This window comes from Gemmata sp. (assembly GCF_051859125.1).
Classification (GTDB): domain Bacteria; phylum Planctomycetota; class Planctomycetia; order Gemmatales; family Gemmataceae; genus Gemmata.
Genome location: NZ_JBHYGG010000110.1, coordinates 1 through 11,529, shown reverse-complemented (window position 1 = coordinate 11,529; position 11,529 = coordinate 1). Strand labels below are relative to the sequence as shown.

Here is an 11,529-nt window from a genome sequence, read left to right as displayed (position 1 = left end):
CGTGATACACACAAACCCTTACACGCCCACTACTTCATAGTGCGTGAGCCCTACGTGTGCCCCTGACCTCGACCCAGGCGTCCTCGCCCGGCTCCGCGAGTACGCCGCCGGTTCACCGCCGAGTTCCCCCGGGCCAAGCCGGCCCGGGGGGCCGTGGTATACCTGCGGCCTGCTCCCCGACGGCGGCCGCAAGAGCGTCGCGCCCCTCTCCCACCGCGTCACCCCGACCGATCTGGCCAGCAAGGACACCGTGCCGGCCCTCCAGCAGTTCGACCGCCAGAGCCCATGGGACCACGGCGCCGTCCTGCGCCGGTTTCGCGCCCACCCGGCCGCCACGTTCGCCACCTCGGACAGCGTACTCGTGATCGACGACACCACTTTCCCCAGGCAGGGGAAGCACTCGGTCGGGGTCCAGCGGCAGGACTGCGGGCGCTGGGCAAGAAGGCCCACTGCCGGGCCGCTGCGTCCGCCCACGACGCGCCGAAGGGGCACGACCCGCTGGCCGTGCAACTCCTCGACCCGCCCGAATCCTGGGTGGCCGACGCCGACCGGCTGGACCGGGCCAGTGTGCCCGGGGGCCCGCCGACCGGGACCTCGACGACATCGCCGGGGTGACGGACGAGGTGGTCGTGTTCACCGAACCGCCGGCCCGGGAGCGGCCATTGGACGAGCCGGGGTCGGGGTCACCGGCGGGCGGCAGCAGTCCCACCACCGCCCTCGGCTCCCACCGCATCGTTGAACCCGTTGGGTACACGGTTACGAGAACGATGAAAGCGCAGTCTGCGGGCCGAGCCCACTCACCAGGGTGCCCGACGGATGCTGAAGAGCAGTGAACGTCGAAACACGCACGGGCCAACGGCTTACTCCTGCCCAGTCGCAGCAGTGCCTCCCGCAACTTGTCCGCGGTCCACGAGTCGTCTGCCTTCCCCGCGGGAGCCCGAGCGGCACCCCTGACGCACGCCAACTGCCGAACAGCCGCCCACCACAAGAACTCTCGGACGACACGGCAACGGGCGGCCGTTTTCGTGACCAATTTGCGATCTCGCCCGCCAGCCCTCAAAGTGTTCCCACCTGCTGGGTGCCTTCGGGCCATGAGAATGCGTCCTGCCCCCAGGCCCACGCTCCCGGGATTGGCGGTTACGAGCTCCCGTGCGACCGCCACCTCTCACGGTCACCTAGTAATTCCCGCCGATGGTGAGGGTGCCTCGCGCGAATGTTCGAGATGTGTTCCCCTCGGGAGAGCGACCGGGCAACGGTTGCCCAGCCATAGTCGCAAGTCAATTCATTCTGAGGGCACGAACGTTCGGTAAAATTCAGCAAGGCTCACATCATTTACCCTTTCCAAGTGTGTGATCCGCTTCAAAATTAACAGGTCGCGGTTCGTGCGAATGTCGGCCAAGAGTACCCGAAGGCCGGTCCCGGCGAGGGGCTCCAGTGACGCGATCGGACACCGATTGCACTCCAGTCGACGCAGCCGCGGCATTCGGGCGACTGCCGACAGGTCGCCGATCTTCGAGCCGGTGATCGCCAGTTCCTCCAGCAACTCCCCGGGCACGTGGGCGAGCGAGTCCACCGCCGTGTTGCGAACGTCGAGGTGAAACAGTGGGCAGCCCTTGAGGGGCGACAGGTCACGGAGTCGCGTCTGGTCGTGGAGGGTAAGGTACTTCACCGGTAGCCCCGTGAGGGGCGAGAGGTCGGTGAGGTTCCCCCCGTCGGGCGGCACGCCCATGACCCCGAAGAACTTCATCTCCGGTAAGCCGCGCACCGAGCGAATGTCGTTGACTGCGTTCGATTTGAGGGTGTAACGGATCACCAGCTCGGGCTCGATCCAGCCGGACGCTTCCTTCGCGGAGAAGCCCGGGTTCAGCTCGACGAGCTTCGCGGTGACGAGCTTGAACTGCTCCTTGGGCGGGCGGTGCGCCGCTCTCCGGCACCACTCGTCGTCGGGCGGACCGTCGGGGAACGCGGGCCTCGGGGGCAGAGCTTGCACCACGGTGGGGGGCGCGGGTTCAAGTTCCGGGCTCGGGCCGGGTCCGGGCCACAGCACGACCGCGGCGGCCACGCAGGCCGCGACGCCGGCCGCTGCGGCGCGCCGGCGGGTTGCTCGCGACCACCCGCCTGGGACCACTGAGGTGCGGGTCGCTTCCGCCTCGGCCGCGGCGAGTTCGCGCTCGACCTCGGGCGCGGTCGCCGGCCGCGCGGCTGGATCGAGGGCCACGAGTCGCTTGGTGAGCGCCGCGAGGCGCGGAGCGGAACGGGCGACCGCGTCGGGGATCGGCACCGGTTCGGGGAACGACCCGTCGGCCGGGAACGCCCGTGTGCCGGTACAGAGTTCGTAGAGCACGCACCCGAGTGCGAACAGGTCGGAGCGCGTGTCGAGCGCGGCGCCGCACACCTGTTCGGGGGGCATGTACCCCGGCGTGCCGGCCCGACCGTCGGTGCGGCCGTCGCCGGCCATGCGTGCCAGCCCGAAGTCGATCAGCTTCACCCGGGCGACCGCCGGGAGCGCGTCGAGCGAACCGTCGGTCCACCCGTCCGGCGCTTCGAGCCAGATGTTGGCCGGCTTCACGTCGCGGTGGAGCAGCCCACGGGCGTGTGCCGCCGCGAGCCCCCCGGCGGCCTGCCGGCCGATCCGCACCGCAACGGCGGCCGGCGGTGGTGGGTTCGTTCGGAGCCAGTCTTGCAGCGTGCGGCCGTGGAGCAACTCCATCGCCAGGAACGGGACCGCCCGGCCGTCGCCGGTGGCCGCTTCTCCGACCTGGAAAACGGTGACGACGTGGTCGTGCCGGACCGCGGCCAGCGCCCGGGCCTCGCGGGCGAACCGCTCGACGTACCGCGGGTCGCGGTCGGCCCCGGGCCGGAGCACCTTGATCGCGACGTCCCGCCCCAGTGCGGTGTCCTCGGCCCGGTAAACGACGCCCATGCCCCCGACCCCGAGTTGCTCCTTGACGCGGTAGGGGCCGATCTGCTCGGGGGGCTCGGTCGCCGGTGCTGGCGGCAGAACCAGCCCGGCGAGCCGGGACGACAAGTCGGCGAGTTCGTCGTCGGTGGGGCGCGTGGGCAGAGGGGCCTCGCGAAGCGCGGCGAGCGGCGCCGCTGCTCTGGCCTCATCGATGGTGTGCGCCTCCTCGACCGCAGCCGCGCACGCCGGGCACCCCGGGACGTGGGCGGTGAGGAACTCCAACAGGTCCGCCGGCGCGCGGCCGAGCAGGGCCGCCCGGAGCGCGTCCGGGGGCGGGCACGGGCGGCCCAGCGGTGTCTTAGTCCTCGGCAAGGTCGGCCAACTCCTCGTTCAACCGGGCGAGCACGCGTGTTTTCGCAGTGTATACCGCCCAGATGTTGATGCCCTGCTCCGCGGCGACCCTGGACGCGGGCTTCTCGTCGATCACGTGCGCCCAGAACGCCCGCCACACGGCCGGCGGGAAGTCGGTCTCGAGCACCGCGGTCACCCGCCTCATCAGCTCGCGGCGGAACTCCTCGGCCGAGACGTCCTCGGTGGCCGCGCCGCCCTCCAGGTCGGCGAGCGCTTCGTCGGGGACTGCGACTGGTCGTCGTCGTCGGACGTGCTCCCGGCACTTGTTCCGGGTCACCGTCCAGAGCCACGCGCGGAAGCTCCCGCCCCGTTCGTACTCGAACTCGGGGAGCTTCTGCACGAGGGTGGTGAACACGTCCTGCACGAGGTCGGCGGCGTCGTCGTGGCGGAACCCGTGGCCCCGAACCCACGAGTACAGCCCTGCCGAGTACAGCCGCACGAACCGGTCCCAGGCGTCCCCGTCGCGCGGGCCGCGGAGCCGATCCAGCAGGGTCAGGGAGGTGGTGTGCATGCCCGGGAGCGGTTCGCACCGCTCCCCCGGTCTCCGACACGGGGACGTCACCAGGGACAAGCCCCAATCATACCCACCCGCCCCCGCACGGGCAACGACCACCACGCACGGCGTCACTCGATGACGTACCACGTGAACCCGCGGGCCGGAACGGTCACCGGCAGCTTGGCCCGGTGCCCGCGGTCGAGCGGGTACTCCTTCGGCGCGGCGTCGCCGGACCGCACCCGGGCGGTCCGGTCCAGCCCGGTGTAGTACAGCGGCACCTCCAGCACCTGCTCGGCGGCCCGGTCGGCCGGGTTGAACACCAGGAGCAGCCCCTTCTCCTTGCCGCCCGGGTTGACGTGCAGGTAGTAGTCGAGGTGCCGCCCGTCGGCCCGGCGCAGGTGGACGATGTCGCCGGCGATCACCTCTCGGTGCGCCCGGTGCCACTTCACCCAGCGCTCCACCATCGCCCTGCTCTTCGGGCCGTCGTACAGGCCGCCGCCGCGGACCCACAGTTGCGCCCCGGACGCGATCAGGTTGAAGAACTGCGTCTCGTACCGCTCCAGGTTCGCTTCGGGCCCGCCGCGGAGCACCTCGGTGTTCAGGTTCACCCACCCCATGCCTGGCGTCTTGGGGAACGTGCCGTCGAAGATGTACTGCCGGTACAGGACCGTCTGGAGCGCGATGTCGAGGTTGTCGGACGCCTCTCGGTACCCCATGCCGGTACACACCTGCCCGTTGAGGACGTACCAGTCCGGGATCGTGACGTACAAGTTCCGCCGCTGGCACTCGTGCAGGATGCCGCACATGTACTCCCACTGCCGCCACTGGGAGTCGGCCACCCCGCGGTGGCCCGGGTGGTCGGTCGCGGCGCACGGGTCGCCGTGGTACGGGCCGTCGGGGTTGAACGACCCGAGCCCGGTGGCGTCGATGAGCCGGAACATCTTCTCGCGGTAGTCCGCCCCCCACCGGCTGCACCCGCACCCGCTCTGCCCGAACAGGCTGCCCGGCTTCCCGGTCGCGGGGTTGATGCAGTTGTGCGCCGCGCCGCGGCCCTGCGACGCCATCATCAGTTCGTACGCACCCACCCGGACCCCCTTTGTCGCCCCGTGGTCGCACACGTCCTTGAGCCACTTGACGTGGCCCGCCGACAGGTCGTCGTACGCGATCCCGGCCGGGTGTTCGATCTGGAGCCGCTCGAACCCGAGTTCGGCCATCTGGTCGATGCACGCCTTCAAAGTACGCGTGTCGTGCGTCGGGCAGTGGACCTCCAACTGGTGCTCGCCCACCTGCGGGGCCAGGAGCCGGTAGAACCGCCGCTGGGCGAGGGACCGCCGCTCGGTCTCGTCGGAGTCGCTCAGGATCTCGAACGTGCGGAACGCGCGGAACGCACCGCCGTCGGGCACGGCTGCGGCCGGGCCGGTCGGCGGGCGGCTCACCAGGAGCGCCTTCTGCGGGTTCCGCAGGAACAGGTCCTCGGCAGGGTTCAGCGTGGCCATCGAGCCCCACTCCGGGTCGCCCTCCCACTTCGTCGTGCCGCGGCCCAGGTAGTAGTTCACCCACGGCCCGCCCGGGCCGCCTGGAACGTGGATGCCCAGCGCGCTGCTCTCGCCGGTGAGGTTCCCGGTGGCGAACGAGTAGTCGCTCTCGACGTGCAGTCGGGGCTTCTGGTCCTGCGCGACCGCGAGGCACTCGGCGTTGATCTCGTCCACCACGACCGCGCGCCCGGTCCGGTTCGTGACCGTGAACGTCTTCATCACCGCCGGGAGCCCGTCGTACACCTCGTAGTGGACGTCCACTCCGAGTCCCCTCAAACTCGTGGCCGCGGGCGGCGGGGCGAAGTGAAACGTCACCCGCGTGCCCTTCGGCGGCCACGGCACGGCCGGAGCGTTGCACTTGGGCCGCCAGTCGTACGGCTTGACCGGCTCACCCACCGTCATCCCGGTGAATCGCAATGCCCCCGGGCGGGACTCCAGGTCCGGGAACCAGTCCGGCGAGAGGAACGAGTGGTCGGCGGCACCGGTGAGCCCGCCGACCTCCACCCACGCGCCATCGATCTTCACTCGTGCCTCGGGCTTCACGGCGCGGACGAACTCCGCCCCGGTGTCGGACCGCCGCAGCGAGACGCACCCCAGGTTGTCGGTCACCAGGAACGTCCGACTGACGAGCCCGTTGGACAGCATGACCTGGGCCGACGTGCGGTCGCGGCCCGGAAGTACCTGGACCGAGGCCGGCGTGGCCGGCGGCTTGAGCAGCCAGTCGTCGCCGGCGGCCCGCTCGTCGAACCGCGTGACCGCGACCGCCCCCGGTGCGGCGAGCAACCGCTCGACGAGCGCGACCCGGTCCGCGACGACCAGTGCGAAAGACTTCTTCGCCGTCGCGGTGTCCAGCAGCAGGTCGGCGGCCGGGTCGAACGCGCCGGGGGCGAATGTCGAGAGCCGGACCTCGGCGACCCACCCGTCGAACGGCTCGCGGCCCGGGGCGGTCGCACCGATGCTGAAGTTCGCCGGCCCCTTGCCCGGCGCGGCCGCCCGCCCGGGCACCCGCAAGCCGTCCACCCAGAGGGTCACCGCGCCGCGGGACTTGACCACCGCCAGGTGCGTCCAGGTGCCGGCCTTCACGTCGCCGAGCTTGAACCCGCCCACGCCGCCGACGAGTAGTTCCCAGCGCCCGTCGATCTGGCCGAGGACGAACCCGCTCCCGCCGTCCCCGCACGCGACGACCGCGTGGTACCCGCCCTTCGCGGCCGCTTGCCGCGGGTTCGCCCACGCCTCCAGTACCCAGTTGTCGTCCGGGACGAGCGACTTCTCGATCCGGTAGCATTGGTCCTTCCCGGCGAACGCGACCGCGCCGGTGAACGCCTTCCGGCGCGGCTCGGGGGCGTCGGACATGACCTTCGGCGACCCGCTCCGCCGCAGCGCCGGCCCGCTCTCGACGCGGTTCGCGAGTTCCTCGGGCGCGGCGGTGTCGCGGACCGCCCCCTGCTCGTGCGTGAGGTGGTAGTGGGCGAGCGGCTTCACCTCGGCCCGTGCCGAGGTGAGGCCGCTCGCCAGAGTGAGTGCGGCGAGAACCGGGGCGAATCGAAGGGGGACGGGCATCCGGTTGTACCTCGTGGCTCGGAGAGCGGACACCACAAGAAATGCGCAGCGCGGGAAGATTTGGGTGATCGCGGGGAAGTGGCCGAAGTGCAAGGTACGCAAGTTGATATCGGGTCGGAAGTTGGTCATGCGGGTAGATTTTTTTTCGGCCGACCGACCCAAAGTCGGGCCGCTCGCGCATTTCTCCCTCACACGTTGGCCGGGCGAACCGGCGTGTTGCTTCATTTTTACCACCGTCGCGCCTGACTCCTTTCCCAGGAGAACTCACGTGATCCCGGTCCCGACCCGTCGCGCGTTTACACTGATCGAGTTACTCGTGGTCATCGCGATCATCGCCGTGCTGATCGGGCTGCTGCTCCCCGCGGTCCAGAAGGTCCGCGAGGCCGCGGCACGCGCCCAGTGCCAAAACAACTTGAAGCAGGTTGGGCTGGCCCTACACTCGTACCACAATGACAACGGCCGGTTCCCGGCGGGCGCGGCCAACGACCTGCCGCCGTTCGGCACCGCCACCTCGGCCGGGTGGGGTAGTTCGTGGTGGGTCTACATCCTCCCGCACATCGAGCAGGGGGCGCTCTACTCGAAGTGGCAATTTTCCGGATCCAGTGGGTTCACCAACAGCAACAACCTCACTGCCGCGGACACCGTGGTTATCAAGACCATGAAGTGCCCGTCGTCGCCGATCAACCCGAGCAAGTACGCAGCCAATCGGATTTCAACCGGGCAGCGGATCACCCTGGCCGACTACATGGGGATCTCCGGTTTCTGGAACGGGAGCCCGACCACGCTCGGCACGTTCTCCGATTCCAAGACGAACTACTCGAACTGTTGCACCTCAAACAGCGGGTGGTACAGCGTCAACGGGATCATGTACGCCCAGAGCCGGACCCAGATCACGGACATCTCCGACGGCACATCGAACACGATGATCGTGGCCGAGGAGTCCGACTTCCTGCGGTACAGCGACGGGACCGCGCCGTCCGACGTCCGCAGCGGCGGCCTGTACGGCTGGACGATGGGGGCCAGTAGCCCCCCGACCGCGTACCCGACGAGTTCGGACCACCGGGCGTTCAACACGCAGACCGTGCGGTACGGGATCAACAACAGGCCGGCGGTCGTAGGGGCCAACGGCGGGCCGGCGAACGGGATGATGCCGGGGGGCACCGACATTCAGCGGAACATGCCGATCCGGTCCGCCCACCCGGGCGGCGCGGTCGTTCTCCTGGCCGACGGGTCGGTCCAGTTCCTAACCGACAATTCATCGCTCGACGTGGTCTTCGCCTACGCGGCACGGGCCGACGGGCAGGTGGTCGCCCAGCAGTAACGCGCCAGTAACCGACGAACAGGAGCAAGAGATGACGATCGCAAGGTGGGCGAGGGCGCTGGGGATGGTCGCGGTGCTGGCCGGGTGCGGGCCGACGTACCCGACCGGGACGCCGCTGAAGGGCACGCTGACTTATGAGGGGAAACCCGTGGCGTATGGACTAATCAACATAGCGCCGGACACGGTGCGGGGGAACAAGGGCGTGTTCGGGGTGGCCGAGGTCCGCGAAGGGGAGTACCAGACGAGCCCCGACTATGCCCCGACGCTCGGGCCGGTGATCGTGAGCGTCCAGGTGTATGACGGGCCGCCACCGAACAACAAGCTGATCGCGAACATCATGGAGTATCCGACCGAGATAACCCCCGGGAGCGCTACGTGGGACTTCAAGTTGTCCGCAAAGGACGTTCGCTCGCTGAAGCAGTGACCACAAGATTCGGCCTCCTAGACGCGATCACAAACCCTCACGTACAAGAATGATGGCCGAGATCCCGGCGACGAACGCCCGCCGCGTGCACATGTGGAGGGAGAACAGCACGTACAGGTCCACGAACCCGCCCAGCGTCGCGGTCCGCACGGTCAGGAAGTCACTGGCCCACAGGGTCGCCACGTGCCGCTGCACGAACGTCTCCCAGTGCCGACCGCCTGCTACGGGCTCGGGTCCAACCCCGCGCCCCTGAGGATGTTCACCACCGGCATCCGGCTCACACACCGGATGCCGAGTTTTCGAAGCTCACCGAGGACGTGGGTCGAACTCCCCCAGTCCCCCGGACCCAGACGCTGCACCAACTCCCGGATCTCGTCCGGGGTCCGCGGTCGATCCGGCTTCCGGGCGGACACGCGAACCGCACTCCCCTGCCCCGCCGCGGCTGCGACCCAGCGGGTGAACGTCCGGTACGACACGATGGAGATCAGGTCCTTCACCGCCGACCCGACCCGCCGCTGCCCGAGTCGGACCAGCCGCGCCCGGTCCCGTGCGGATACACCGCGCCGGTCCGGGAGCTCTGGACCCGCGGGATCCGGTTCTCCGCCACGAGGTCCTCGATCACCCCCGTCGTGTGCAAAAATGATGTCCACGTGAGCCGCAGGGATTGTCAGGGGCCGATCGAGGTCGTCCGAGCAGATGTCCGTTGTTCAGACCGGCGGTGGGCAGACCGCTTCCAGCGCCCACCGCAAGGCCCGGGGCGGCCGCGATCGGAACCGAGGTGCTGCCCTCGGCGTGTGCCGCGCCGACCGCCCACGCGGCCGGGGACGTGGCGAAGTCACGAGATGTGCGTGCGGGAAGGCGTGGGGCCAGGCCGCATCGCGGAGATAGTGCCTCAGGAGGCCACCGAGCCGCGACCGGCACCGGACCCGAGCCGCGGGGAACGGGACCACGGCCGGCTCGGGGTCCGGCGGGCGTTCCACGGCGAGGGGCACGGTGCCCACGCCCTGGTGCGGACGCTCGGAATTGTAATGCGTCAGGAATTTCGTGGTGAGGTGCCGCAGGTGGCGCTCCCCGACGCGGACGACCGGCGGTGCCTCGTGCGGCTGACGACCAAGCTCCACGCCCTGGTGGACCGTCGGGGCCAGTTGCTCACGCTCCTGGTGACGGCGGGCCACCTCCGTCGACGTTCGCACGTTGCGCGAGGCAAGATCCTTCAAGGTTTGGTGGCCGGGATCAACTCAACATCGATGACGTTGCTGCCGGGGGCGATTTCCACTTCCCTGACTTTCACAACCAGCCCGTCGTATGGCCCCTGAGGGGGTGGCGCTCCGTACACAATCTTCTCGCCCTTGTTGTCAATCGGCGGCGGAGCATAACTTACGGCCGCCACCCCAATCAGTACCCCATCCCGCTCGTTGAAAGTGCCCGTGAAGTACTCACCGGCTTCGCTGATGACGCCGGATGCTGGTCGGCCGGTCGCCTGAGTCTTGGGCAGAAACGTCAGGCTCCCCGCGGTCACCGGCCGGCCGTTGTACGTGACCTTCCCGGTCACCGTGGCCGTCTGGGGGCCACCTCCCGAACAGCTTGCCAGGAGGGAACACGTGGCAACTGCCAGGATCCCAAGACCCAGCGGGGACGGGAAAGCCGTCATCGGGAATGGCTCCTGGTGCGAGGTTGCCCGGCTCAGGGTGCGGAGACAACTTCGCCGCCGTCTCGTGAGCCGAAGGCCTTGTAGACGGTCGAATCCGAGTTGTCGATAAGAAAGCGGATCGAGCCGTCCATTAGCAGAAAGTTGCCCCCCACACTGTGCTGGCTGCCGAAGCTCAGGTCCGACTCGTTCCCGGTGCGCCTGTTCAGGTAGAACATGGTGTCCATCCACCGAATGACCGACGCGACGCCGTACGCGTTGGTATAGTTGTTCGAGCCGCCGTTGGGGTTGCACCCGGCCCAGATCGGAAACGCCCCGTGGCTCAGGTTGCTCGCGGTCACGTTCGCGCTGGTCGTCACCTCCCCGACCCCCACCGTGTTGCTGGTGCCGTCGGTGATCGTGGCGATGCTGGTGACCCAGGTCCCGTACTGATCGTTGGCGGCCAGGATGACCCCGTTTTGGTCCGAGCCCTTACTCGCTGTCGGATCGTTGCCGCCCACGAGCGTGTTCTGTTGCCAGCCCCACGGCCAGGCGGTCTGAGGTGTCGGCACGTTCTTGGGCCAGTTTTTGGTCGTTCCCCCGTTCCCGCAATAGTTCGTCTTGGCGTAGTCATTCGCACATTGCAGCGGCAGCGTGTCGCTTGGGCAGAGAAGGGTGCGGATCACCGTCTTTGCCGCCCCCGAGCCGGCAGTGTTCGTCACGAACCCGCCCGCGGGGTCGATCGAAGCCACTTTCCCCCCGAGCGGGGGTAGGTAGAACGTGCCGCTCCCGGATGCCTGGAGGTTGTTCGCCAACGCGGACTGCTCGAGGTACGGAAGGATCCAGACGTTCCAGCCCCAGAGCGTGTTGTTGTCATTGAACGTGCCGAGGGGAAATTTTCCGTTGGCGTCATGGAAGTTGTGGAGGGCGAGCCCGAGTTGCTTCAGGTTGTTCCCGCACTTCATGCGTGCGGCGGCCTCGCGGACCTTCTGCACGGCTGGAAGCAGGAGTCCAATCAAGACGGCGATGATCGCGACCACAACGAGGAGTTCAATCAGCGTGAACGCGACTCGACGACGGAAGGAATCGGACATGGGCGGCATCTCCGATGAGCTCTGGACCTGATAACGTTTTACGGGCGCAGGCGGCTCGGACCCCGAAAAGTGGGGCGGGTACGCGCCATCAGGTGCCGCGAGTGGCTTAGAGCGTTCGGAAAGAATGAGCGGTTGGCATGGGGGCTGCTCCCTGGTGAT

General features: G+C 68.8%; 9 protein-coding genes. 3 read left to right on the top strand and 6 right to left on the bottom strand.

Annotated elements, in window-relative coordinates:
• The first annotated feature begins 43 nt into the window (after positions 1-43).
• The gene (locus tag ACTIGN_RS11520) at positions 44-739 is read left to right on the top strand and encodes a transposase (protein ID WP_439623916.1); all 696 of its coding nucleotides are present in this window, start codon (positions 44-46) and stop codon (positions 737-739) included.
• Positions 740-1,282: 543 nt separating this feature from the next.
• Here the strand turns inward: ACTIGN_RS11520 and ACTIGN_RS11515 are convergent.
• The 3 genes from ACTIGN_RS11515 to ACTIGN_RS11505 form a co-directional block, all read right to left on the bottom strand.
• Positions 1,283-3,274 carry a protein kinase domain-containing protein gene (locus tag ACTIGN_RS11515; protein ID WP_439623914.1) on the bottom strand — a complete coding sequence of 664 codons (1,992 nt, stop codon included), beginning with the start codon at positions 3,272-3,274 and terminating at the stop codon, positions 1,283-1,285.
• Positions 3,261-3,824: an RNA polymerase sigma factor gene (locus tag ACTIGN_RS11510; protein ID WP_439623912.1), complete on the bottom strand. Its 564-nt coding sequence runs from the start codon at positions 3,822-3,824 to the stop codon at positions 3,261-3,263. The genes ACTIGN_RS11515 and ACTIGN_RS11510 overlap by 14 nt, the downstream gene beginning before the upstream one ends.
• Before the next feature lie 113 nt (positions 3,825-3,937).
• Positions 3,938-6,904, bottom strand: coding sequence for a LamG domain-containing protein (locus ACTIGN_RS11505; protein WP_439623910.1), 2,967 nt, complete (start codon positions 6,902-6,904; stop codon positions 3,938-3,940).
• Positions 6,905-7,172: 268 nt separating this feature from the next.
• Here ACTIGN_RS11505 and ACTIGN_RS11500 point away from each other — a divergent pair, with 268 nt between their 5' ends.
• Together ACTIGN_RS11500 and ACTIGN_RS11495 are read left to right on the top strand one after the other, a co-directional pair.
• A complete protein-coding gene (locus tag ACTIGN_RS11500) occupies positions 7,173-8,225 on the top strand; it encodes a DUF1559 family PulG-like putative transporter (RefSeq protein ID WP_439623908.1) in 1,053 nt (350 codons plus the stop codon).
• Positions 8,226-8,256: 31 nt separating this feature from the next.
• The gene (locus tag ACTIGN_RS11495) at positions 8,257-8,649 is read left to right on the top strand and encodes a hypothetical protein (RefSeq protein ID WP_439623906.1); all 393 of its coding nucleotides are present in this window, start codon (positions 8,257-8,259) and stop codon (positions 8,647-8,649) included.
• Positions 8,650-8,676: 27 nt separating this feature from the next.
• On the opposite strand, the gene ACTIGN_RS11490 is transcribed toward ACTIGN_RS11495, so the two are convergent.
• The 3 genes from ACTIGN_RS11490 to ACTIGN_RS11480 form a co-directional block, all read right to left on the bottom strand.
• Positions 8,677-8,844, bottom strand: a complete 168-nt coding sequence (locus ACTIGN_RS11490; protein ID WP_439623904.1) for a hypothetical protein — start codon at positions 8,842-8,844, stop codon at positions 8,677-8,679.
• 1,018 nt (positions 8,845-9,862) lie between these two features.
• The gene (locus tag ACTIGN_RS11485) at positions 9,863-10,300 is read right to left on the bottom strand and encodes a hypothetical protein (RefSeq protein WP_439623902.1); all 438 of its coding nucleotides are present in this window, start codon (positions 10,298-10,300) and stop codon (positions 9,863-9,865) included.
• Between the two features lie 32 nt (positions 10,301-10,332).
• Positions 10,333-11,370: a DUF1559 family PulG-like putative transporter gene (locus tag ACTIGN_RS11480; protein ID WP_439623900.1), complete on the bottom strand. Its 1,038-nt coding sequence runs from the start codon at positions 11,368-11,370 to the stop codon at positions 10,333-10,335.
• Positions 11,371-11,529: the final 159 nt, after the last annotated feature.